Origin of the sequence: Streptomyces wuyuanensis (assembly GCF_900103455.1) — a bacterium.
GTDB classification, from domain to species: domain Bacteria; phylum Actinomycetota; class Actinomycetes; order Streptomycetales; family Streptomycetaceae; genus Streptomyces; species Streptomyces wuyuanensis.
Map to the genome: position 1 here is coordinate 63,067 of NZ_FNHI01000001.1, position 23,898 is coordinate 86,964.

At 71.1% G+C, this 23,898-nt stretch carries 20 protein-coding genes and 1 pseudogene; 15 read left to right on the top strand and 6 right to left on the bottom strand.

Annotated elements, in window-relative coordinates:
- Positions 1-27 precede the first annotated feature (27 nt).
- On the top strand, positions 28-2,001 hold the full coding sequence (locus BLT82_RS00265; protein ID WP_093651709.1) for an ATP-dependent DNA helicase: 1,974 nt from the start codon (positions 28-30) through the stop codon (positions 1,999-2,001).
- A 147-nt stretch (positions 2,002-2,148) separates the two neighbouring features.
- Here BLT82_RS00265 and lexA read toward each other — a convergent pair whose 3' ends face one another.
- Positions 2,149-2,943 (bottom strand): transcriptional repressor LexA, encoded by a 795-nt coding sequence (gene lexA, locus BLT82_RS00270; protein ID WP_093651710.1) that lies wholly within the window; start codon positions 2,941-2,943, stop codon positions 2,149-2,151.
- Between the two features lie 525 nt (positions 2,944-3,468).
- Between lexA and nrdR the strand changes: the two genes are divergently transcribed.
- Entirely contained in the window at positions 3,469-3,981 is a 513-nt protein-coding gene (nrdR, locus tag BLT82_RS00275) for a transcriptional regulator NrdR (protein ID WP_093651711.1), read from the top strand.
- Positions 3,982-4,144: 163 nt separating this feature from the next.
- A complete protein-coding gene (locus BLT82_RS00280; RefSeq protein ID WP_093652191.1) occupies positions 4,145-7,039 on the top strand; it encodes a vitamin B12-dependent ribonucleotide reductase in 2,895 nt (964 codons plus the stop codon).
- Positions 7,040-7,294: 255 nt separating this feature from the next.
- On the opposite strand, the gene BLT82_RS00285 is transcribed toward BLT82_RS00280, so the two are convergent.
- Positions 7,295-7,825, bottom strand: coding sequence for a TerD family protein (locus BLT82_RS00285; protein ID WP_093651712.1), 531 nt, complete (start codon positions 7,823-7,825; stop codon positions 7,295-7,297).
- A 220-nt stretch (positions 7,826-8,045) separates the two neighbouring features.
- On the opposite strand from BLT82_RS00285, the gene BLT82_RS00290 reads away from it, so the two are divergent.
- The 4 genes from BLT82_RS00290 to BLT82_RS00305 all read left to right on the top strand — a co-directional run bounded on the left by BLT82_RS00290 (position 8,046) and on the right by BLT82_RS00305 (position 12,680).
- Positions 8,046-8,651: a YdbC family protein gene (locus BLT82_RS00290; RefSeq protein ID WP_093651713.1), complete on the top strand. Its 606-nt coding sequence runs from the start codon at positions 8,046-8,048 to the stop codon at positions 8,649-8,651.
- A 171-nt stretch (positions 8,652-8,822) separates the two neighbouring features.
- Positions 8,823-9,482: a histidine phosphatase family protein gene (locus BLT82_RS00295; RefSeq protein WP_093651714.1), complete on the top strand. Its 660-nt coding sequence runs from the start codon at positions 8,823-8,825 to the stop codon at positions 9,480-9,482.
- Positions 9,483-9,494: 12 nt separating this feature from the next.
- A complete protein-coding gene (locus BLT82_RS00300; RefSeq protein WP_093651715.1) occupies positions 9,495-10,403 on the top strand; it encodes an ADP-ribosylglycohydrolase family protein in 909 nt (302 codons plus the stop codon).
- A 300-nt stretch (positions 10,404-10,703) separates the two neighbouring features.
- Complete coding sequence (locus tag BLT82_RS00305; protein ID WP_404202393.1) at positions 10,704-12,680, top strand: DUF4153 domain-containing protein; 1,977 nt, start codon at positions 10,704-10,706, stop codon at positions 12,678-12,680.
- A 299-nt stretch (positions 12,681-12,979) separates the two neighbouring features.
- Here the strand turns inward: BLT82_RS00305 and BLT82_RS00310 are convergent, their stop codons facing one another.
- Entirely contained in the window at positions 12,980-14,533 is a 1,554-nt protein-coding gene (locus BLT82_RS00310; RefSeq protein ID WP_093652193.1) for an MFS transporter, read from the bottom strand.
- Between the two features lie 124 nt (positions 14,534-14,657).
- On the opposite strand from BLT82_RS00310, the gene BLT82_RS00315 reads away from it, so the two are divergent.
- The 3 genes from BLT82_RS00315 to BLT82_RS00325 all read left to right on the top strand — a co-directional run bounded on the left by BLT82_RS00315 (position 14,658) and on the right by BLT82_RS00325 (position 16,788).
- A complete protein-coding gene (locus BLT82_RS00315; RefSeq protein ID WP_093651716.1) occupies positions 14,658-15,284 on the top strand; it encodes a TetR/AcrR family transcriptional regulator in 627 nt (208 codons plus the stop codon).
- 72 nt (positions 15,285-15,356) lie between these two features.
- The gene (locus BLT82_RS00320; RefSeq protein ID WP_093651717.1) at positions 15,357-16,067 is read left to right on the top strand and encodes a ribonuclease HII; all 711 of its coding nucleotides are present in this window, start codon (positions 15,357-15,359) and stop codon (positions 16,065-16,067) included.
- A gap of 103 nt (positions 16,068-16,170) precedes the next feature.
- Positions 16,171-16,788, top strand: coding sequence for a hypothetical protein (locus BLT82_RS00325; RefSeq protein ID WP_093651718.1), 618 nt, complete (start codon positions 16,171-16,173; stop codon positions 16,786-16,788).
- Between the two features lie 365 nt (positions 16,789-17,153).
- On the opposite strand, the gene BLT82_RS00330 is transcribed toward BLT82_RS00325, so the two are convergent.
- Positions 17,154-17,783 (bottom strand): hypothetical protein, encoded by a 630-nt coding sequence (locus BLT82_RS00330; protein WP_093651719.1) that lies wholly within the window; start codon positions 17,781-17,783, stop codon positions 17,154-17,156.
- A 219-nt stretch (positions 17,784-18,002) separates the two neighbouring features.
- Positions 18,003-18,556 (bottom strand): annotated as a pseudogene (locus BLT82_RS00335) (phosphoribosyltransferase family protein); the annotation flags it as partial.
- Between the two features lie 254 nt (positions 18,557-18,810).
- On the opposite strand from BLT82_RS00335, the gene BLT82_RS00340 reads away from it, so the two are divergent.
- A complete protein-coding gene (locus tag BLT82_RS00340; RefSeq protein ID WP_093651720.1) occupies positions 18,811-19,254 on the top strand; it encodes a hypothetical protein in 444 nt (147 codons plus the stop codon).
- A gap of 153 nt (positions 19,255-19,407) precedes the next feature.
- On the opposite strand, the gene BLT82_RS38525 is transcribed toward BLT82_RS00340, so the two are convergent.
- Entirely contained in the window at positions 19,408-19,530 is a 123-nt protein-coding gene (locus BLT82_RS38525; protein ID WP_280142439.1) for a hypothetical protein, read from the bottom strand.
- Between the two features lie 101 nt (positions 19,531-19,631).
- On the opposite strand from BLT82_RS38525, the gene BLT82_RS37670 reads away from it, so the two are divergent.
- The 4 genes from BLT82_RS37670 (at position 19,632) to BLT82_RS00360 (ending at position 23,834) form a co-directional block, all read left to right on the top strand.
- Positions 19,632-19,943, top strand: coding sequence for a hypothetical protein (locus tag BLT82_RS37670; RefSeq protein WP_244291764.1), 312 nt, complete (start codon positions 19,632-19,634; stop codon positions 19,941-19,943).
- A 10-nt stretch (positions 19,944-19,953) separates the two neighbouring features.
- The gene (locus tag BLT82_RS00350; protein ID WP_093651721.1) at positions 19,954-20,565 is read left to right on the top strand and encodes a hypothetical protein; all 612 of its coding nucleotides are present in this window, start codon (positions 19,954-19,956) and stop codon (positions 20,563-20,565) included.
- 21 nt (positions 20,566-20,586) lie between these two features.
- Complete coding sequence (locus tag BLT82_RS00355; RefSeq protein ID WP_093651722.1) at positions 20,587-21,450, top strand: histidine kinase; 864 nt, start codon at positions 20,587-20,589, stop codon at positions 21,448-21,450.
- A gap of 224 nt (positions 21,451-21,674) precedes the next feature.
- Entirely contained in the window at positions 21,675-23,834 is a 2,160-nt protein-coding gene (locus BLT82_RS00360; RefSeq protein WP_093651723.1) for a RecQ family ATP-dependent DNA helicase, read from the top strand.
- Positions 23,835-23,898 lie beyond the last annotated feature (64 nt).

Consider the following 23,898-nt stretch of genomic DNA (forward strand, 5'->3'; position numbering starts at 1 on the left):
AGCGGCGCCCCTTAGGGTGGGCGGTCTATGACGAAGCCATCCCTCCCCGAGCTCCTCCACGCCGCGGTCGACGCCGTCGGCGGGGTGGAGCGGCCTGGCCAGGTCACCATGGCCGAGTCCGTCTCCGAGGCCATCGACGACGGGTCCCATCTGCTCATCCAGGCCGGCACCGGCACGGGCAAGTCCCTCGGTTATCTGGTGCCGGCCCTGGCCCACGGGGATCGCGTGGTGGTCGCCACGGCGACACTGGCGCTTCAGCGCCAGCTCGTGGAGCGTGACCTTCCGCGGACGGTGGAGGCCCTGCACCCGCTGCTGCGCCGCCGGCCGGAATTCGCCATGCTCAAGGGCCGGTCGAACTATCTGTGTCTGCACCGGCTCCACGAGGGCGTCCCCCAGGAAGAGGATGAAGGGCTCTTCGACCCGTTCGAGGCCGCCGCCCCCACGAGCAAGCTGGGCCAGGACCTCATGCGTCTGCGCGACTGGTCGGACGACACGGAGACCGGGGACCGGGACGACCTCACCCCCGGCGTCTCCGACCGGGCGTGGTCACAGGTCTCCGTGTCCTCCCGGGAGTGCCTCGGCGCGAGCAAGTGTGCATACGGGGCGGAGTGCTTCGCGGAGATGGCCCGGGAGCGCGCCAAGCTCGCCGAGGTCGTCGTGACGAACCACGCCCTGCTCGCCATCGACGCGATCGAGGGCGCCCCGGTGCTGCCGCAGCACGAGGTGCTCATCGTGGACGAAGCCCATGAGCTCGTCTCGCGGGTCACCGGCGTGGCCACGGGCGAGCTCACGCCCGGGCAGGTCAATCGCGCGGTGCGACGCGCCGCCAGACTGGTCAACGAGAAGGCGGCCGACCAGCTCCAGACGGCCGCCGAGGGTTTCGAGAGGCTGATGGAGCTCGCGCTGCCCGGCCGCCTAGAGGAGATCCCGGAGGACCTCGGGTACGCGCTGCTGGCACTGCGTGACGCCGCCCGCACGGTGATCTCGGCACTGGGCGCCACCCGCGACAAGTCCGTGCAGGACGAGGACGTCGTGCGCAAGCAGGCGCTCGCCTCGGTCGAGTCCGTCCACGAGGTCGCCGAGCGGATCAGCCACGGCTCCGAGTACGACGTGGTGTGGTACGAGCGCCACGACCGCTTCGGGGCGTCCCTGCGCGTCGCCCCGCTCTCGGTCTCGGGGCTGCTGCGGGAGAAGCTGTTCGCCGATCGCTCGGTGGTGCTCACCTCGGCGACGCTCAAGCTGGGCGGCGACTTCAACGGCGTGGGAGCGTCGCTGGGGCTGGCCCCCGAGGGGACCGAGGGCGAGGATCTGCCCGTCTGGAAGGGCGTCGACGTCGGTTCGCCGTTCGACTACCCGAAGCAGGGCATCCTCTATGTCGCGAAGCATCTGTCCCGCCCGGTCCGGGACGGCGGCCGCGACGACATGCTCGACGAGCTCACCGAGCTGATCCAGGCCGCCGGAGGCCGCACCCTCGGACTGTTCTCCTCGATGCGGGCCGCCCAGCTCGCGGCCGAGGAGCTGCGCTCCCGCATCCCCGAGTTCCCGATCCTGCTCCAGGGCGAGGAGACGCTCGGAGAACTGATCAAGAACTTCGCGGCCGACCCCAGGACCTGCCTGTTCGGCACCCTGTCCCTCTGGCAGGGGGTGGACGTCCCCGGTCCCAGCTGCCAGCTGGTGGTGATGGACAAGATCCCGTTCCCTCGCCCGGACGATCCCCTGATGAGCGCGCGCCAGAAGGCGGTGGAGGAAGCGGGCGGGAACGGCTTCATGGCCGTCGCGGCGACACATGCGGCGCTGCTGATGGCCCAGGGCGCCGGCCGGCTCGTACGGGCGACGGGAGACCGCGGTGTGGTCGCCGTGCTCGACCAGCGGCTTGCCACGGCACGGTACGGAAGCTACCTGAAGGCGTCACTGCCCGACTTCTGGTACACGACGGACCGTAACCAGGTGCGCCGCTCCCTCTCCGCGATCGACGCGGCGGCGAAGGCCGACGGGAAGTAGACCGCGGATCGCCGCGGGACCGCTTCTCGAAGCGGTCCCGCCATGCCCCGCGACGGTGCTTCCAGTCCGTGACGCGCAGCGGACACAACAGGGCCCCGGGACCGGCGCAGTGGGTCCCGGGGCCCGGCCAGAGCCGACGGCGTGCGCTCACACCCGCCGAAGCACCGCGACCACCTTGCCGAGGATCGTCGCCTCGTCACCGGGGATCGGCTGATACGCAGCGTTGTGGGGCAGGAGCCATACGTGGCCGTCCTCGCGCTTGAAGCGCTTGACCGTGGCCTCACCGTCCAGCATGGCCGCGACGATGTCGCCGTTCTCCGCGACGGGCTGGCGGCGGACGGTGACCCAGTCGCCGTCACAGATCGCGGCCTCGATCATCGAGTCGCCGACGACCTTGAGGACGAACAGCTCGCCGTCGCCGACGAGCTGCCGGGGGAGGGGGAAGACGTCCTCGACCGACTCCTCGGCGAGGATCGGACCACCGGCGGCGATCCTGCCGACCAGCGGCACATAAGAGGCCGCGGGCTTGCCCGTGGTGTCCGTGGGCTGCGTGGCGGGCTGGTCGGAGCCGCGCACCTCGTAGGCCCGGGGCCGGTGCGGGTCGCGGCGGAGGAAGCCCTTGCGCTCCAGGGCCATCAGCTGGTGGGCCACGGAGGACGTGCTGGAGAGGCCCACCGCCTGGCCGATCTCACGCATCGACGGCGGGTATCCACGGCGCTGCACCGAGTCGCGGATGACCTCGATGACCCTGCGCTGGCGGTCCGTGAGGCCGGAGCTGTCCGCGCGGATCCCCGGAGGTCGACCGGGCAGCGAACGAGCGGGGCGCGCGGGCTCGGCGCCCTCCGGGGTCGTGGCTGCGTCATTCATGGCATGCACCGGCTCGAATCGGTTCTGGGAGCGGTCCTGGGCAGTGATGGTGGCACTGTCAGCGGTGGTGGTCACGTCGGCCCCTCTCGAGATGGTCTCCCTAGCTGGACAACGGTAGTTGCTTTCGAAAGGTTGCGCCAAACACACGTTCGAGTGAAAAAACGCAGATCACCTTACGCTCGCACGTGACTGGGTGTATGGGGGGCGGCGGTCGCGCCGGTGGTTCGGGTCATCACAGTAGCCCTCACGGCCGGGCGCGAGGCCGCGGGGGTGTCCGTCCCAGTCTGTCACCAGAGACCGGGGAAGGGGGCGACCGCGGCCCCCGGAATCGGCCGTGCCGGGCGTCTGCCGTAACCTCGTGGCCGGCCCGGCGGGCGCCGGTGAACCGCGCGGCTCGCACCCCGGCCACGCGACACGCGTCGGGGCGGGATTGGCAGCCAAACCCCAGATCTAGTGGTTGGATTGTCCCGGCCACCCAGAAGTTGTGGTCCCCGGTCCATCAAGACCGCGGCGATCGCCTATGCTTGTGGCTGCTTCGAGGGGGGGCTCATGCGCCCCTGCGGGGCTGTTCAGTCGTGCTGCGAAGGAGGGTTGGGAACCATGCACTGCCCCTTCTGCAGGCACCCTGACAGTCGTGTCGTCGACAGCCGGACCACCGACGACGGCACGTCGATCCGCCGCCGCCGCCAGTGCCCCGACTGCTCCCGTCGTTTCACGACGGTCGAGACGGCGTCGCTGATGGTGATCAAGCGCAGCGGGGTGACCGAGCCCTTCAGTCGCAACAAGGTCATCTCCGGCGTGCGCAAGGCGTGCCAGGGGCGGCCCGTGACCGAGGACGCCCTCGCCCAGCTCGGCCAGCGGGTCGAGGAGGCGGTGCGCGCCACCGGAAGCGCCGAGCTGACCACCCACGACGTGGGTCTGGCCATACTCGGCCCCTTGCAGGAGCTCGACCTCGTCGCGTACCTGCGCTTCGCGTCCGTGTACCGAGCGTTCGACTCGCTCGAAGACTTCGAGGCCGCCATCGCGGAGCTCCGTGAGCAGCGGCCACCCGCAGAGGAGGGCGGGCCCGGTGCGACCCAAGAGGTCCCCGAGCCCGCCAGAGCCGCCGACTGATCCACCGGCCCGCGGGGGCGGGCCCGGGGATCGGCCGCAGAGCGGCTGACGAGACATGTCACGGGTCCTGCGCACGGCGCTGCGCCCGTGACAACAGACAGAGACCGTGCCACGGGAAGAACTGGGCACTTCAGGGCGTTTTTGCCCGTATATGGGAGGCGGCATGACAGAGACGACGAGCGGCCCGGCACGAGGTTCCCGAGCCAAGGGGACCAAGGCTGCCGCGGCCCGACAGGGGCTGCGCATCGAGCGCGTCCACACCACCCCCGGCGTGCACCCGTACGACGAGGTGGCGTGGGAGCGCCGTGACGTCGTCATGACCAACTGGCGCGACGGCTCGGTCAACTTCGAGCAGCGTGGCGTCGAGTTCCCCGACTTCTGGTCGGTGAACGCGGTCAACATCGTCACCAGCAAGTACTTCCGCGGGGCCGTCGGCACCCCGCAGCGAGAGGTGAGCCTCAAGCAGCTCATCGACCGCATCGTGAAGACGTACCGCAAGGCCGGTGAGGACTACAAGTATTTCGCCTCGCCCGCCGACGCGGAGATCTTCGAGCACGAGCTGGCCTACGCCCTCCTGCACCAGATCTTCAGCTTCAACTCGCCGGTGTGGTTCAACGTCGGCACGCCCCAGCCGCAGCAGGTCTCCGCCTGCTTCATCCTGTCCGTCGACGACTCCATGGAGTCGATCCTCGACTGGTACAAGGAAGAGGGCATGATCTTCAAGGGCGGCTCCGGAGCCGGCCTGAACCTCTCCCGGATCCGCTCCTCCAAGGAACTGCTGTCCTCCGGTGGCAACGCCTCCGGACCGGTCTCCTTCATGCGCGGCGCCGACGCCTCCGCCGGGACGATCAAGTCCGGCGGTGCCACCAGGCGGGCCGCCAAGATGGTCATCCTCGACGTCGACCACCCCGACATCGAGGACTTCATCGAGACCAAGGTCAAGGAGGAGGAGAAGATCCGCGCGCTGCGCGACGCGGGCTTCGACATGGACCTGGGCGGCGACGACATCACGTCCGTCCAGTACCAGAACGCCAACAACTCCGTCCGCGTGAACGACGAGTTCATGAAGGCCGTCGAGTCCGGCGGGAAGTTCGGCCTCCGCGCCCGTATGACCGGCGAGGTCATCGAGGACGTCGACGCGAAGTCGCTCTTCCGCAAGATGGCCGAGGCCGCGTGGGCCTGCGCCGACCCGGGCATCCAGTACGACGACACCATCAACCACTGGCACACCTGCCCCGAGTCCGGCCGGATCAACGGCTCGAACCCGTGCAGCGAGTACATGCACCTGGACAACACGTCCTGCAACCTCGCCTCGCTGAACCTGATGAAGTTCCTGAAGGACGACGGCAAGGGCAGCCAGTCCTTCGACGTCGACCGCTTCCAGAAGGTCGTCGAGCTCGTCATCACGGCGATGGACATCTCCATCTGCTTCGCGGACTTCCCGACCCAGAAGATCGGCGAGAACACCCGCGCCTTCCGCCAGCTGGGCATCGGCTACGCCAACCTCGGCGCACTGCTGATGGCCACGGGCCACGCGTACGACTCCGACGGCGGCCGCGCTCTGGCCGGTGCCATCACCTCGCTGATGACGGGCACCTCCTACCGGCGCTCCGCCGAGCTCGCCGCGGTCGTCGGCCCGTACGAGGGCTACGCCCGCAACGCCGAGCCGCACCAGCGGGTGATGAAGCAGCACGCCGACGCCAACGGCACGGCCGTCCGCATGGACGACCTGGACACCCCGGTCTGGGCCGCGGCCACCGAAGCCTGGCAGGACGTGATCCGCCTCGGCGGGAAGAACGGTTTCCGCAACGCGCAGGCCTCCGTCATCGCCCCGACCGGCACCATCGGTCTGGCGATGTCCTGCGACACCACCGGCCTGGAGCCCGACCTCGCGCTGGTCAAGTTCAAGAAGCTGGTCGGCGGCGGCTCGATGCAGATCGTCAACGGCACCGTGCCGCAGGCCCTGCGCCGCCTCGGATACCAGGAAGAGCAGATCGAGGCGATCGTCGCCCACATCTCCGAGCACGGCAACGTGATCGACGCCCCGGGTCTGAAGACCGAGCACTACGAGGTCTTCGACTGCGCCATGGGCGAGCGTGCCATCTCCCCGATGGGCCACGTCCGCATGATGGCCGCGATCCAGCCGTGGATCTCCGGCGCCCTGTCCAAGACGGTCAACATGCCGGAGTCGGCGACCGTCGAGGAGGTCGAGGAGATCTACTTCGAGGCCTGGAAGATGGGCGTCAAGGCCCTCGCGATCTACCGCGACAACTGCAAGGTCGGTCAGCCGCTCTCCGCCAAGAAGAAGGAGGAGGAGAAGGCCGAGATCACCGAGAAGGCCGAGGAGACCATCCGCAGCGCGGTCGAGAAGGTGGTCGAGTACCGCCCCGTCCGCAAGCGCCTCCCGAAGGGCCGTCCCGGCATCACGACCTCCTTCACGGTGGGCGGTGCCGAGGGCTACATGACCGCCAACTCCTACCCGGACGACGGTCTCGGCGAGGTCTTCCTGAAGATGTCGAAGCAGGGATCCACCCTCGCGGGCATGATGGACGCCTTCTCGATCGCCGTCTCGGTCGGTCTGCAGTACGGCGTGCCGCTGGAGACCTACGTCTCCAAGTTCACGAACATGCGCTTCGAGCCGGCCGGTATGACGGACGACCCGGACGTGCGGATGGCCCAGTCGATCGTCGACTACATCTTCCGCCGCCTGGCGCTGGACTTCCTGCCCTTCGAGACCCGCTCGGCGCTCGGCATCCACTCCGCCGAGGAGCGTCAGCGGCACCTGGAGACGGGTTCGTACGAGCCTGCCGACGACGAGGTGGACGTCGAGGGCCTGGCCCAGTCCGCCCCGCGCCAGCAGGAGAGCCTGAAGCCGGTCGCCCAGCCGAAGGCCGAGGTTCCGGCCCCGAAGCAGGCGCACACCTCCGCGGAACTGGTGGAGATGCAGCTCGGCATCAGCGCGGACGCGCCGCTCTGCTTCTCCTGCGGCACGAAGATGCAGCGTGCGGGTTCCTGCTACATCTGCGAGGGCTGCGGCTCGACGAGCGGTTGCAGCTGATCACGAGCGGCGCGCGCCGGGTCTGAGACCCGGCGCGGCCGAACCCGAGGCGTGAACCCCGAGGGAGGGACGCCGGCTCCTCGCCGGCGTCCCTCCCTCGGGCTCTGCGGCCGTGCGGGGGAGCGGTCCGCTCCGACGGCCTTCCGCCGACGGTCTTCCCGGGCGGTGTGGACGGCGGGGGACCGTCCCGCGACCGCCCCCGGAGGGGGTGGCGGGCTCGAACGCCGGCCGGAGCGGGCGACTCCGGAGGCTCGGTCAGGCCGGCGCCGCGCCCATCAGACCGGCGAACTCGGCCGGATCCGCGGTGAAACCGCGCAGGATCGGGCGCAGTTGCCATGCTCCGGCGTCGTCCCTGGTGAACTCCGCGATCGTGGCGGCCGAGGCGTCCGGGACGCCCGAGAGGTCGTCGCTCGCCAGCTCCACCGGGCCGTCGAGTATGCGGACCCCGGTGTTCGGGATGTCGGAGAAGGACTTCTCGGCGTTCCTCTGCTGGATGACGACGCCGACGACGACCCTCGCGTAGGCCGCCGCCAGCCGCTCGAGCTCGAGGGTCATCACCTCGTCCGCGCCGAAGCCCTGCCCGGTGCGGCTGTCCCGGTCCAGGGTGATCGTGCCGTCGGGCGAACGGCTGGCGAAGTGCACGAGGTAGGCGGGCGTGCCGTGCGGGGCGTCCGCCGTGTACGTCGCGGCGACGAGGTCGAGGTCGTGCGCGCCGGCTCCGATGGGGCTGGGGTCCCATTTGAGCGTCACCTGGACCTTCCGGAGCCCTTTGCTGAGACTGCTCACCCGATCTTCCTTCCTCGTGGACGGCGGTGGCTCCGTGCGGGACGGTGGCTTCGGCCGTCAACTCCCGGCACCACGTGCGAACTGTCATCGTGTCATGTGACCGGCGCGCTCCGGGGGCGACCGGGAAGGGGCGGCTCGAACCGTTCGGGCGGGTGACCGGAGGTGCACCTTCACCCGGGAGAGTGACCAAGGCCACGTCCCCTGGCCGTACGATGGCGCGGTGCTGGTCAAGTGGATTCGCTGCACCGTCGTGGACCGCCGAGGGTTCGAGCGCGGGCAGCGGAAATGGGCGGGGCTGCTGGGTGAGCCGGGTTTCCGGGGGCAGGGCGGCGGCTGGAGCAGAGGGCGGCCGGACGTCGCGCACGTCTTCGCGTTCTGGGAGACCCGCGCGTTCTACGACTCCTTCATGGCGCGGTCGCACGACCGGCTCGCGTCCGCGCAGTCGGGCACGTACAAGAACCTCCGGGCGAAGCTCTTCGACCACCGCTTCGACGTGAAGACCGGGTTCGAACCGCGTTTCACGGACGCCGACGTGGTGCGGGTGGCGCACTGCAAGGTACACGAGCACAGGGTCGAGCACTACTCCCTGATGCAGGAGAAGGTGTGGAACCCGGCGATGGCGGGCTCCCCTGGCATGGTGCGGGGGCTCTTCGGCGAAGCACCGGGCAACGAGTTCCTGGTCCTCTCCATGTGGCAGTCGGCCGCGGAGCACGGCAAGTACCGGGTGGAGCGGGTGGAACGGCTGTCCCTCCGGGCGCAGACGGAGGCGGACATCGCCGCGCTGGCCGGTGACGTCGTGGAGCTGGAGCCGTCCTGGACCGTGTGATCCTCCCGGCCGGCTCGGACGCGCGCGACCCCGCCCTGCGGAGGGACGTCCCGGCGGACCGCGGCTTCCGGAGCGGACGGGAGCCGTGGCCGTGTGCACGTGATGTGAGGACACGCCGCCCCCGGCCCTCGGCGCTCCTCGTGCGGGCCGCTCCGATCTAGGGTTTGTCCTATGGCACGACCACGGCGCATCGTCCTCGTCCGGCACGGCGAGTCGGAGGGCAACGCCGACGACTCGGTGTACGAACGCAAGCCCGATCATGCGCTGAGCCTCACCGACCGGGGATGGCGCCAGTCCGAGGAGACCGGCAACCGGCTGCGCGGACTGTTCGGCCACGAGCGCGTCAGCGTCTACGTGTCGCCTTATCGACGTACCCACCAGACCCTCCACGCCTTCCGGCTCGATTCCCGGCTCGTCCGCGTCAGGGAGGAGCCGCGGCTGCGCGAGCAGGACTGGGGAAACTGGCAGGAGAGGGACGCCGTGCGGCTGCAGAAGGCATACCGCGACGCCTACGGCCACTTCTTCTACCGCTTTCCGCAGGGCGAGTCGGGAGCCGATGTGTACGACAGGGTGGGGGCCTTCCTGGAGAGCCTCTACCGGAGCTTCGAATCGCCCGAGCACCCGCCCAACGTCCTGCTCGTCACCCACGGGCTGACCATGCGCCTCTTCTGCATGCGCTGGTTCCACTGGACGGTGCCCGAATTCGAGTCACTGTCGAATCCCGACAACGGCGAGACGAGGATGCTGCTGCTCGGCGAGGACGGCCGGTACACACTGGACAGGCCCTTCGAGCGCTGGTGCACACCCGAGTGGTACGGGATCACCGGATAGAGTGGCGAGGCGATGACCGCTGACTCCTCTCTCGACCGGCGCCTCGACCGCGCCCTGGCCAGCCTGCGCGGGCTGTCCGTGGGAGACGCCCTGGGCTCCCAGTTCTTCGTACCCTCGAACCATCCGCTGCTGAAACGGCGCGCGCTTCCGGCCGGGCCCTGGCAGTGGACCGACGACACCGAGATGGCCTGCTCGGTGGTGGCCGTACTGGCCGCACACAGCCGCATCGACCAGGACGCACTCGCCCGGTCCTTCGCGGTCCACCACGACTTCGACCGGGGCTACGGGCCCGCCGTGAACCGGATGCTGCGGCTGATCCGGGAGGGCGGCGACTGGCGCGAGCTGGCCGCCGAGCTCTTCAACGGACAGGGCTCGTGGGGCAACGGGGCGGCGATGCGCATCGCCCCGCTCGGTGCCTGGTACGCCGACGACCCCGAGCAGGCCACCCATCAGGCGGAGATCTCCGCGTACACGACGCACCAGCACCGCGAGGCGGTCGTCGGGAGCATGGCGGTCGCTGCGGCCGCGGCGCTCGCGGGCTCCCCGGACGGGCCTCCGACGCCGGCCGACCTGCTCGACGGAGTGATCGCGCTCGTGCCGCGCAGCGCGGTGGGACAGGGCCTGCGCCGGGCACGCGACATGCTCGACTACGGCGACGTCGGTACGGTCGCCGCGGTGCTCGGCCGGGGCCGGCGCACGAGCGCGCACGACACCGTTCCGTTCGCGCTCTGGTCCGCGGCCCGGTCGCTCGGCGACTTCGAGACGACCTTCTGGACCACCGCCCAGGTGGGTGGGGACGTCGACACGACCTGCGCCATCGCGGGGGGAGTGGTCGCGGCCGCCGGGGCCGGCGCCCCGCCCGCGCACTGGCTGGAGCAGACCGAGGCACTTCCCGACTGGCTGCCCGCCGGCGTGGCCTGACCGCCGGAGTCCTCCTGGTGCGGAGGGGCGCCGTCCGGCCTGCCCGCCGCACTGTCACGGTCCTGCCACAACCCGGCCTCGACGGGGCCTTCCACGGTGGCCGGGGCTAGCCTGTCGGCCACGCCGCAGCGTTGATCATGACGAGGCGTGCGCCGATGAGACGCCGGGACGACGGGAAGGCCATACCGGCCCCACCGCGGGGCCCGGTGGGGAGGGGGTCCCGTGCCAGACGTACCGTCCATACCGCAAGCCCCGGATTCCGGGCCCGAGCCCGAGCGGGGTTCCGGGCAGGAATCGTTCGTGCAGGACCGGATCCCGGACCGGGACGGCACTCCCGGCGAGGGCTCCGGTGCCGGGCAGCGCTCCGACCCGGTCCCGGCCGCGGAGCCGGCGGGGCCGCCCGAAGTGGGGCCGGAGGACGGGCGCGAGCGGGCCACCGGCAAGGGCGGCGAGACCCGCCCCCGTGCAGAGACGGATGCTTCGTCCGAAGGGGCGGATGCGTCATCGCAGTCGGGCGGACCTGTTGCGGCGGCCGGGCCCGCGGCGGTCGGCATGCCGCGGGAGGGCGCCCGGCCGCACGATGCCGTCGGTGGTGATCCGCGCGCCGGGGTCCCCGGCCCGGCGGTCCCGCCCGGGGCCGGACCGGGCCCCGCCCGCACACATGCGCACCCGCTGCACGGACAGCAGCCGTGGCCGCCACCGGTCAGACGGCCCGAGCCCTGGCTTGCTTCCATCCGGCCCACCCGTCGCGCGCCCGCGCGAGTGGCCACGCTCTGGTGCGCCCTCGCCACCGCTCTGCTCAGCGGCCTGCTGCTCGGTGACGGTCTCGGGGTGAATCTGCTGATCGTCGCGGTGCCCGCCGCGCTGGCCGCGTTCTTCGCGGCCCGGGCCGCCGACCGCCGGCTGCGCCCCTGGACCGCCGTCTGGGCGCTCGGGGGTCTCGCGCTGCTCGTCGTCCCCGCCCTGCGCGACGCGGGCTGGCCGACGTTCCTGGCCGTCGTCACGGCGCTCGCCGTCGGCTCGCTCGCACTTCACGGGGGCCGCACCTGGCCGGGCGTCGTCCTTGGCTCGGTCGGTGTGCTGGACTCGGTGGTGACCGGTCCGGTGTGGGGGTGGCGCGGACTGCGCGAACGGGCGGACGGCTCCCGGGGCCGCTGGGGTCCCGCTCTGCGCGCGACCGGGGTCGCGGCGGTGCTCGTCGTCGTCTTCGGCGCGCTGTTCTCGGGCGCCGACGCGGCGTTCGCGGATCTGCTCGGCGAGCTGATCCCGGACGTCTCCGGAATCGACGCCCCGTGGCGGTTCCTGTTGTTCCTCGTGGGACTGGCCGGAGCCCTCGCCGCGGCGCACACCGCCGCTGCCCCGCTGCGCTGGGACCGTCTCACCCTGCGCCGGGGCGGCGCGAGGGGCAGGGTCGAGTGGGCTCTTCCCCTGATCGTCCTGGACCTGCTCTTCGCGGCCTTCATCGCCGTCCAGCTCGCGGTCCTCTTCGGCGGGTACGACAAGGTGCTCCGCGAAACCGGACTCACGTATGCCGAATACGCACGGCAGGGCTTCTGGCAGCTGCTCTGGGCCACGTTGCTCACCCTCGTCGTCATCGGGCTGGCACTGCGCTGGGCGCCGCGCGACGGGGCGCGCGACCGCGCTCTCGTCCGCGCGGTGCTCGGGACGCTGTGCGTGCTCACCCTGGTGGTCGTGGCCTCCGCGCTGCGCAGGATGGACCTCTACGTCGACGCGTACGGGCTGACGCGGCTGCGGATCTCGGTGGCCGCCATGGAGCTGTGGCTCGGACTCGTCCTCGTGCTGATCATCGCCGCGGGACTCCTCGGGAGCCGCTGGCTGCCGCGCGCGGTCGCCGGCAGTGCCGCTGCCGCCGTCCTCGCCTTCGGCCTCGTCTCGCCGGACGCGCTGGTCGCGGAGCGCAACGTGGAGCGCTTCGAGGCCGCCGGGAAGATCGACGTCCGCTATCTCCGCGACCTGTCGGCGGACGCCGTTCCCGCTCTCGACGCCCTTCCCGAGCCGGTGCGCTCGTGCGCGCTGCGGGAGATCGAACTCGACCTGCGGGAGACGGAGCAGTCCTGGTACGACACGAGCTGGGGTCAGGCCCGGGCAAGGGAGATCCTGGAGAGGCGGCCCGCGTCGGCGGGCGGACCGTCCTGCCCGGACCACGGGCGGTACGGAGGGGACGGGGACCCGTACGACGGAACCCGTGACGGGTACGACGAGGACGCCGACCCCGGCGACCTCGAGGACTTCGACCCGGGTACCGGCATGGACTGACGGCGCCCCGCACGGGCGCGTGCCGGCACGGACCCGCCGCACGCCGCCCGTACGGTTCGGCATGCGGCGGGGTGCGGTCCGCTCCCCCGAGGACGGACCGCACCCCGCCCGACTGCCCGCCGACCCAGGCGGTGTTCGGGAACCGGCGCCCTCCGCCCCGCAGGGCGGGCTCGCTGCGCCTCGTGCGTGCAGTCGCACGGCGGAGATCACCCTCGTACCGGACGTACTCGGATGACTCCGGCCGCACGGCGACTGCGCGTGGTCGGACGTCGTGAGGCGGCGGGAGTGCCCGCACACGCCTAGGCGACAGGGCCGCCCGATCCGGCGTTCCCGGCGAGCGCGTCCAGGTCGCTCCTGCGCACGCGTACCACCAGGACCGCCGTGAGCAGCGCCAGGAGCACCATGCCGACCGCGGCGAGGAACGACGTCGAGATCCCCTCGGTGAGGACTTCGTGGCCCCAGGGGGCCGGCAGCTCCCGCGTCCTGGCGAACTCCGCCTGTTGCTCGGGGGAGGCCTGGGCCATGAACGCCGGGGCCTGCCGCTCCGCCTCGTCCCGGCTCGCCGTCCCGAACACGGTGACCAGGATGGACAGCCCCAGCGAACCACCCACCTGCTGCGTCGCGTTGAGCAGTCCCGAGGCCGCGCCCGCCTCGTGCGGGGCGACGCCGGAGACGGCGGTCAGCGTCAGCGTCACGAAGTTCAGTCCCATGCCGAAGCCGAAGAGCACCATCGGTCCGAGGACTCCGCCGAGGTACGAGCTCTCCGGGCTGATCAGCGTCTGCCAGAACAGACCCAGCCCGGTGATGGCGGAACCCGTGACCATGAAGGGCTTCGGGCCGAGCACGGGAAGCAGCCGCTGCGAGAGGCCCGCGCCGGTGATGATCGCGACCGTGACCGGAAGGAAGGCCAGACCGGCTTCGATCGGGCTGTAACCGAGCACGTTCTGCACGAACAGGACGATGAAGAAGAACATGCCGAACATCGCCGCGGCCAGGCTGAGCATGATCACGTACGTGCCCGAACGGTTCCGGTCGGCGAACATCCGCAGCGGCGTGATCGGCTCCCTGGCCCGGGACTCCACGAGGGCGAACGCGCCGAGCAGGAGCACCGCGGCGCCGAACGAGCCCAGGGTGAGCGTGTCCCGCCAGCCCTCCTCGGAGGCCCGGATGAACCCGTAGACCAGTGAGGCCATGCCGGCGGTGGACGTCAGTGCCCCCGCCACGTCGAACCTGCCCGGATGCCGCTCCGACTCGCTGATGTACAGCGGAGTCAGGAAGGCGATCAGTATGCCGATGGGCACGTTGACGAACAGGACCCAGCGCCAGTCGAGCCACTCCGTGAGCATTCCACCGGCGAGCAGTCCGATGGCGCCTCCCCCGGCGGAGACGGCCGCGAAGACGCCGAACGCCCGGTTGCGCTCGGGACCTTCGGGGAACGTGGTGGTGATCAGCGCCAGTGACGTCGGTGAGGCGATCGCACCGCCGACGCCCTGGAGCGCACGCGCCGCGAGCAGTTGCCAGGGCTCCTGGGCGAATCCGCCGAGGAGCGAGGCGAGGGTGAAGATCAGGATGCCGGTCATGAACACCCGGCGCCGTCCGAGGATGTCACCGGCCCGGCCGCCGAGGAGCAGCAGTCCGCCGAAGGTCAGCGTGTAGGCGCTGAGCACCCAGGAGAGGTCCGTGGTCGAGAAGGAGAGCGCGTCCTGGATGTGCGGAAGCGCGATGTTCACAATCGTCGCGTCGAGTACCACCATGAGTTGGCAGGCCGCGATTACGGTGAGGGCGATGCCGGGACGGCCTTCCCGGCGGGCCGCTCCCCGCCTGCCCTGTTTTTCCAGCTGAGAGGTGGTCACCATGGTCCCCCCGTCCATGAGTCAGTGAACGGTCCCGTTCACTGCGTCGTCCACGGTAGTGAGTCCCCAACAGTGAACGCAAGCGTTCACTGCGCTGCCGCACTGCTTCAACGGAGAGTTCTTGATGGGTACTTCGCGATCCGGGGCCGCCGCTCGGCCGGGGTCGGTGACGCTGCGCCGCCGCGGTCCGGTGCTGGAGCAGGCGATCCTCGACGCCGCGCTCGAACAGCTGAGCACGGTGGGCTGGGGCGGTCTCACCATGGAAGGGGTCGCGGCCGGCGCCAGGACGGGCAAGGCCGCGGTCTACCGCCGCTGGCCCTCCAAGGAGGACCTGGTCGCCGACGCGCTGGAGGCCGGGCTGCCCTCGCTCGGGGAGGCGCCGGATCACGGATCGGTTCGTGAGGACCTCTATCAACTCGCCCGCCGGATGCGGGCGGCGATGTTCTCGAAGCCCGGATGCGCGCTGCGTGCGGTTCTTCACGAATGCGACACGACAACGGCCGAGCGCTTCCACGGGCTGATCGCCAGCGGCGTCATCGAGCCGTCGGTACGGCTCTTCCGGCAGGTGGTGCGCCAAGGTGTGGCCCGCGGTGACGTGCGTTCCGACGCCATGGACGACATGGTCTTCGACGTGATCCCGGCGATGATGATGTACCGGTCCAAGGTGTGCGGAAGCGAATGGCGGGACGCGGACATCGCCGACATGATCGATCGCGTCATGGTGCCGCTGCTGTGTCCGCGGGACGGCTGAGGGCGGGCGCGTCCGGCAGAGGGGGAGCCGGGGTGTCGCCGCCGCGCCGCGCGGCGTAATCTGTCTGGCGCCATGCCGTACGAACCACCCACGCACACCGTTGAGCGCTCACTCCGCGCCACCACCGGTGCCAAGATCATCGCCGGTGTCGACGAGGTCGGGCGAGGGGCCTGGGCCGGTCCCGTCACGGTGTGCGCGGCCGTAACGGGGCTGCGCAGGCCCCCCGAGGGGCTGACCGACTCCAAGCTGATCACTCCCAAGCGCCGGGCTGCCCTGGCGGCGGAGCTGGAGACGTGGGTGACCTCCCACGCGCTCGGCCACGCCTCACCGGAGGAGATCGACGACCTGGGCATGACGGCGGCCCTGCGGCTTGCGGCCGTGCGGGCTCTGGACGGGCTTCCGGTCCGGCCCGACGCGGTGATCCTGGACGGCAAGCACGACTACCTGGGCGTGCCCTGGCGGGTCCGGACGGTCATCAAGGGCGACCAGTCGTGCGTCGCCGTCGCTGCCGCCTCGGTGATCGCCAAGGTGCGGCGGGATGCGCTGATGGCCGAGCTCGGACTGGAGTCGGCGGCGTTCGAACCGTACGCGTTCGCCGAGAACGCCGGCTACCCGTCGCCCGTGCACAAGGCGGCGCTGCACGAACTCGGCCCCACGCCCTTCCACCGGCTCTCCTGGGCCTATCTCGACGCGATGCCCCGCTGGCGGCATCTGAAGAAGGTCCGGATCTCCGTGGAGGCGGCCGCTCTGGAAGGCGGGGGCCAACTCGGCTTCGACTTCTGAACCGGCCGTACCGGGAGTACTGTGCCGACCGGCCTGACCACCGGTCGCACTCATGTGCCACCCGCCGGTGCGCGTCGCACCGGCGTTTGATAGATATCCACTCATGCCTCTCATCCCCGAGGAGCCTCAGATTCACGAGAGTGCCCAGGGTCCCCGCGCTGCATCGGCCGCAGGCCGCATCGCGCCGACCCCCCGTCCCGTACCCGGTCCGCGCAGCGTGGCCGCTTCCCGTCCCGGGCGCCCCGGCCCCGGGCCGGCCAGGCCCGCTCCGCCCGCGCAGCGCGTGCACGGCTCCGCCACTCCGGCGTCGCCACGGCAGGAGAATCGTTCCGCGCCGCAGATCCAGCTCATCCCCGCACCCGCCGAGGGCGCGCTCGACGCCGCCGGCGAGGCCGTCGACCTGCTGCTCGACTCGGGGCGCGCCCCGGGCGAGATCCTGGTGCTGACCACGGGCGAGCAGCACCCCTGGGCGGCCCACGAGCTGTCCTTCGGTGAGACCGCCTACTGGGCCCAGCACGACGCCGCCGACGACGTCTTCTACGCGGACGCCGCCGCGGTGGACCGCGCTTCGTCCCGTCCCGTGGTCGTCGTCGCCGTGAACGGCGGCAACGACGACGAAGCGGCTCGGGCGCTGCCCGTCGCCCTGGGGCGTGCGCGTGCGCTGCTGATCGTGTGCGGTGACCCGCAGCGGGTCAACGCGGCGCTCGGCGCGGGCGTCTGAGCCGACCCGACGGCGCGCACAACCGGACCGGGCGTGGCACCCGAGCCCGTCCGGTGCCACCGTCTGCCCGATGCCCCGTCCAGTCGCGCACGGCGCGGCGGGCGGTGCGCCGGCACACCCGTCGGGCCGTCGTCCGGGTGCGTCACCGTCGGCGAGCGGGCGCCGCCTGAGTCGGTCCGCGAGGCCGCCGTTCGTTCGGCGGCGGGTCGCGTTCGGCGGCTGCCGTCGGGCTGGGGGCCGGTGCCATGACGCCGCCTCAGGCGCAGGCGCGCGCCTCCGGACTCAGCCGGGGGTGCGAGCCCCGGGCTCGGTCGGAGGCGTGAGCCTCCGGGGCCCGAGGCCCGGAACCGCGCTCACCGTGCGACTCAGCGGGCGGCCGTACGCCGCATCGCTTCGGCGGCGCCGCTCGCCGTACGCAACGGTGCCCCGCCGGGACCGGGCAGCAGATCCGCGAATCCGCTCGACCGGGAATCGGAGCTGGGTCGCCGGCCGCCGCGCCCTTCGCCCAGGACCTGCCACCCGCCGCGCGTCAGCGTGATGTACGCCCCGCAGCGCAGACCGTGCAGCGTGCAAGCGTCCCGCAGCCCCCACATCCAGGCGCCGTCCTCCTCCGTCCAACGCTCGTCGCCCTCACGGCAGTAGAGCAGCACGGCGGTGCGCACCGGTGAACGGCGGCGCAGGTCGTGCGGGATGACCCGCCGCAGCTGGGCCAGCAGCGCGTTGCGGAACTCCCAGCCGTCGACCGGGACGGCCCGCCGGGCGAACGAGGCGCTGGCGATGAGCCGTTCCTCGGGATCGAGCACGGCGACGACGGCCGTCGAAGGCGTGGGCTCATGGCGAACGTGCAGGCCGCTCACGACCTCGCGTGGGTTGCGCAGGAGAGGTATCCCCGCTTCCGCCCACTCCGCGGGTTCCAGCAGCCTGGCGAGGCGACTGGCGGAGCCGGCCGATCCATTGAACGTAGTGGCTGCGGACGAGGCGAATCCGAAGGTCACGGTCCTCCCTTCGCATACGCGCCCACAGTGCGGGCAGGGTCGGGTGAGGGCGCACCGCGGCATAGCCCTTGCGGACCGCGACCGGACCGGGCGGGGGGCGGTGGTTCCAATTCTTGCGGGCTCGAGGGCAGGCGGCAACGAGCAATTGAGGCCGCTGACTGGAATGGGCAGAAATGGTGCTCATATCCCTGCCCGGCGATGCGCACTGTCACGCTCCCCTTACGCCTGAACTGCCAGGACCAGCGGAAACACCCCCTCAGCTCCCGCTCGGCGCAACAGACGTGACGCGACGGCGAGGGTCCAGCCGCTGTCCGAAAGATCGTCCACGAGCAGTACCGGGCCGCCGGCTTCCGCCACCGCCCGCGCCAGATCCGTTGGGACGACGAGGCATTCGTGCAGCCCGCGCACCCGCTGTGCGCTGTTCGTGCGCGAGATGTGCCGGTCCTCCGAACCGTCCGCATACTCGACGGTGCCGAGCAACGGCATCCTCCCGACCTCCGCGATGCGGGCCGCGAGCGAGCCCACGAGCCGCGGCCTGCCGCGCGAGGCGACGGTCACCACCCCCACCGGGCGGGCGTGTCAGCGGCTCCGCAGGACCAACCACCCGGGCCCCGGGCCCAGTCGGCGAGCACGCCGACGACGGCAGCGGCCACATCGGCGGGCACCGGGCCCTCCGGACCCTGCGCGGCGAGCATCGGCCGCAGCCGGTTGCCCCAGCCGATGTCGGAGAGCCGGCCCAGCGCCCGGCCCGTGAACGCCTGCTCGTCCGCGGGAGTGGAGATCGCGTTCACGATCTCCCGCGTGGCTGTGGCAGCGCGTCTCGGCGCATCACGAACCGCCTCTGAGGATTCTCCACGTTCACCATCCGATCCTCACAAATCCTCAATTACCTTCGGATTGCCGCGGAGTTGTCCTCGGCGGGAACCGAAGTCGAGGTCGCCGCGTGATCGATTCTGACGCCCTGCGGTGTCGGACGTACAATGCGACGCGAATTCGTGATCACTGGAGTCGGGGGGTTTGGCGCACGGTGGGCTTTGACGAGGAATGGGCCGAGCTGCGGGCCCAGGCGGCCGAACGCCGCTCCGCGGCCATGCGTTTGAACCAACTCCCCGAGAGCGGACCGGCCCCCGGACCCAGCGGCACGCCCGAGCTCGCCTCGATGCCGGCCGAGAAGAGCGCCGCCGCAGGCGTCATCGAGAACGAGCTGCTGACCAGGACCAGGAAGGCGGGCGGGCATGCGGACGAGGCCAACGGCAGCGCCGTCGGCGCGTTCAGCGGTTGGGCGACGGCGGCCGCGCTGAGAAAGGTGCAAACCACCTGGGACGGGCAGGTGGAGACGCTCATGGGCCGCCTGGGCAAGGAGCGCGACGGGCTCAGGAATACCGTCACCACCCTGACGGGAGTCGACACCGGCCGACGCGACCGCATCAACGGCATCAGGACGCCGTCGGTGTTCAACGGCTACGAGTGAGCGACGGAGAGTTCGCCGGACGGCTCCGAATCGCCCCAGGGAAAAGGGCATGCTGACATATCGCGAAGTCATGACGACCGACTTCGGAAAGCTCTCCACCGCTGCCGACAAGTGGAATTCGATGGCGGAGGAATTCGCGAAGGTCGAGAAGCGCTATCGGGACAGCGTCCAGAAAATCGCGCTCGGCGACGCGTGGAAGGGCGAGAGCGCGAACGCGGCCTCCATGAACTTCGCCGCGACCCGGTACGAGTACCAGGCCGCCCAGACCCAGGCCAAGGCGACGGCGACACTGCTCCACAATGCGCATGCCCAGTTCGTCGAACTGAAGAAGCAGTTGGAGACCGCACGCGCCGACGCCGTCGGCGACCGCCTACGGCGTGGCGAACCTGGCCACGTACGACGCGGACATGATCAAGGCCAACCCCTCGAAGTTCGCCACCGATCTCGGCGGAACGGCGTTCAGCGCGTCGATGACCGCGCTGACCGTGGCTCCCAACCCGGTCACGGCCGGCCTGGCGATCGGCACAGGCGTGGTGTACGCAGGCTGCCTGATCTGGGACAACCACGAGGCCATCGGCGACGGAATCGAGAAGGCCGGCGACTGGGTGGGCGACAGGGCCTCGGATCTCGGCGACGGTATCGCCGAGGGGGCGAAGAAGCTGGGCAGCGCCCTCAACCCGTTCGACTAGCGAGGAACACATGCACACGACCATCAGCCCGTTCACGCTTGCCCAGTGGAAGGAAAAGCAGCCCGCCGGGCGCACGAAGTTCGGCTGGCAGGGCACTTCTCCGGAGCTCGGCGACATCCGGGTGGTGTACCCGGCGGGTCCGGACGTGCCCAACGCGATCGTCACCGCTGTGCACGGCGGTCTGATCCCCACGGCCACGTTCGAGACTCGTGGCATGCACACGGATGTCGTGTCGATGCCGACCCTCAACCGCGCGACGCTCCGGGTGGGCGACGGGCTCGTGCGGATGAGCCGGAACCGCTGGGCGCCGACGCACCGGGGGCGTTCCCTGCACATGACGTATCTGGGCGACGCGTACAGGCTCACGGCGATCAACCGCCGGGCTTACCAGCTGTTCCGCCGGCCGGATGCCGAAGACCCCGGTGTCGTCATCACGGTGCGGCAGTCGGGCCTCGGAAGCGGCAGGAAGATGACCGTGCAGGCGGTGGGACGCGTCCTGCCCGCCGACGTCTCCCTCGCGGCTCTCTTCTCCGGGGTCGACCGGTCCGTGCTCACGCGGCGCGGCGCCGCGCGGGCGGGATTCTCAAGGATCTTCAACTTCTGGGCCGAGTCCCAGTCCTGAGTGACTACCAAGTGAGTGTGTATGCCTTCGTTCGACGTTTCCCGGTCCCGCTTCCGGCTGGCCGACGAGCATCTGATCGTCCTCTCCGAGCTGGCGACGGGGGACGTGGTCCCCGACGAGTTCGCGGCGGCCCGGAAGGAACTGCTGGACTGCGGTCTGATCGATGAGGACGGGAAGCTGTCCGCCGTTCTGCTGCCGCTCGCGGAGACGGTCCTCACCCCGGGCGTGGTCATCTCGCTGGAGACTGCCGGCCGGCAGGGCAAGCTGCACCACGGCGTGCTCATCGGTGAGGAACACGTCGTCGCGCACGAGGCGTGGCCGGGCGCGACCGAGGCCGAGTACTCCTGCGTCGAGCCGAGGATGCTGGTCTGGAAGCTCGCCGACATGGTGAACCTCAAGCAGTCCTCGACCGGCCGGGAAACAGCTCTCTCCGTCGTCGAGACGACCATCGGCACCGTCGAGGCCGGCCTCGCGGTCCTGGAAGGCGAGGACCTCGTCCGGTCCGCTGACGACGAGCGCGAGGCGATCCTCCGGGCCCTCGCGACGGGCGACAGCCTCGGCGAGGCGGCGCTGACGCTCGTCGCCGACCTGATCTCCGGGCTCCGGTCGAGCTGGCGTCTGACCGCGGCCTGGCAGGCTCACCACGAGGGTCGGGACGGTGTGGAGACGCGCGGCTTCGCCGTCTGGGACTGCGGCCCTCTCGGCTACTGGCTGCGGGAACTGCCCGCCGAGCCTGTGGCCGCGCAGCGGATCACCCCGGAGAGCACCTTCAGGCTCGTCCGGGTGGACGCCGAGACGATCTGGACCCGGATCACCGGCCTCCTGCCCGACGAAGGCGAGCTCCGGCACGCCGGCCGTGTCAGGGACGGCCTCGCGCTTTCCTGAACGGACCGGCCCCCGCTGGCCTCCCGCCGCCCAAAGGCTTCGGATTCCGGGTGTCATGGAGGCTCTGACCTGCGAAGGCGCGGGGATCGGGAGCGGGAATCGTCCTGGTCCAGTGCTCGGCCCCTGCCGTCCGCGATCAGTGCGTGGCAGGCGCACCCTTCGTGAGCCCCGCCTCACGCCGGGTGGATTCGCTGATTGTCGGTGCCATCGGGTTGCATGGGGGCATGGACAACCTGGAGCTCCGTGCCGAAGCCGATGCCGTCCTCGCTGAGCTCGTCGGTGCCCCGGGGGGCTCGGCGCGGCTGCGGGAGGATCAGTGGCAGGCGGTGGCGGCCCTGGTGGAGCAGCGCCGGCGCGCACTGGTGGTGCAGCGCACCGGCTGGGGCAAGTCGGCGGTGTACTTCGTCGCCACCGCTCTGCTGCGCCGTCGGGGCTTCGGGCCCACCGTGATCATCTCGCCCCTGCTGGCGCTGATGCGCAACCAGGTCGAGTCGGCGTCGCGGGCGGGCATCCAGGCGCGCACGATCAACTCGGCCAATCCGGAGGACTGGGACACGATCCACGGCGAGGTCGAGCGCGGTGAGACCGACGTTCTCCTCGTCAGTCCGGAGCGCCTGAACTCCGTGGACTTCCGCGAGCAGGTACTTCCCAAGCTCGCGACCACGACCGGCCTGCTCGTGGTCGACGAGGCGCACTGCATCTCCGACTGGGGCCACGACTTCCGCCCGGACTACCGCCGGCTGCGGGCCATGCTCGCCGAGCTCGCCCCCGGAGTCCCGGTGCTCGCCACAACCGCGACAGCCAACGCGCGGGTGACCGCGGACGTGGCTGAGCAGTTGGGCACCGGTGCAGGCGAAGCCCTGGTGCTGCGCGGTCCGCTGGAGAGGGAGAGCCTTCGGCTCGGTGTGGTTCGGTTGCCGGACGCGGCGCACCGCTTGGCATGGCTCGCCGAGCACCTGGACGAGCTGCCGGGCTCGGGGATCATCTATGCGCTGACGGTCGCCGCGGCTGAGGAGGCCACCGCTTTCCTGCGGCAGCGCGGGTTCAAGGTGGACTCGTACACGGGCCGGACGGAGAACGCCGACCGGCTCCAGGCCGAGGCGGACCTCCAGCAGAACCGGGTGAAGGCGCTGGTGGCGACGTCCGCGCTGGGCATGGGGTTCGACAAGCCGGACCTGGGTTTCGTGATCCACCTCGGGTCGCCGTCCTCTCCGATCGCGTACTACCAGCAGGTGGGGCGCGCCGGTCGTGGGGTGGAGCACGCCGACGTCCTGATGCTGCCGGGCAAGGAGGACGAGGCGATCTGGCGCTATTTCGCCGACGCCGCTTTCCCGCCCGAGGCTCAGGTCCGCCAGACCCTGGCGGCTCTCGCCGACGCGGGACGGCCGCTGTCCGTGCCGGCTCTGGAGGCGGCGGTGGATCTCCGGCGGACCCGGCTGGAGACGATGCTCAAGGTCCTGGACGTGGACGGCGCGGTGCGCCGGGTGAAGGGCGGCTGGACCAGCACGGGACAGCCCTGGGTGTACGACACGGAGCGATACGCGTGGGTGGCTCGGCAGCGGGCGGCCGAGCAGGAGGCCATGCGCGAGTACGTGAGCACCTCCCAGTGCCGGATGGAGTTCTTGCGCCGGCAGTTGGACGACGAGGGAGCGGCCCCGTGCGGCCGGTGCGACAACTGCACCGGCGCCTGGATCGACTCCGCCGTTTCGTCCGAGGCGCTGACGGGGGCCGCGAAGGAACTGGACCGCCCGGGCGTGGAAGTCGAGCCGCGCCGGATGTGGCCGACGGGGATGCCCGCACTGGGTGTCGACCTCAAGGGGCGCATCCCGGCCGGCGAGCAGTGCTCCACAGGCCGTGCCCTCGGACGGCTCTCCGACATCGGCTGGGGCAACCGACTGCGCCCGCTGCTTGCCGAGAACGCCCCCGACGGACCGGTCCCCGACGACGTGCTGAAGGCCGCGGTGGCCGTCCTCGCCGACTGGGCGCGCTCGCCGGGCGGCTGGGCGCCGAACGTCCCGGACGCCTCCGCCCGGCCGGTGGGGATCGTTGCCGTGCCTTCCCTGTCCCGCCCGCAGTTGGTCGGCTCCCTCGCTCAGGGAATCGCGTCCATCGGTCGCCTCCCCTACCTCGGCACCCTGACGTACACCGGGCCGGACAGCGGTCACGCGGCCCGCCGCAGCAACTCGGCCCAGCGCCTCAAGGCGCTGTCCGGAAACTTCACCGTGTCCGAGGACCTGGCCGTCTCCCTGGCCGGATCCTCCGGCCCCGTGCTGCTCGTCGACGACTACACCGATTCCGGCTGGACCCTCGCAGTGGCCGCCCGCCTGCTCCGCCGGGCAGGCAGCGCACAGGTCCTTCCGATGGTCCTCGCTGCGGCGGGCTGAGCTTCCCCCGCTCGTGAGCGGACGCAGGCACTGACGTGGTCGAGTGCCGGGCGGTGGTCGTCCC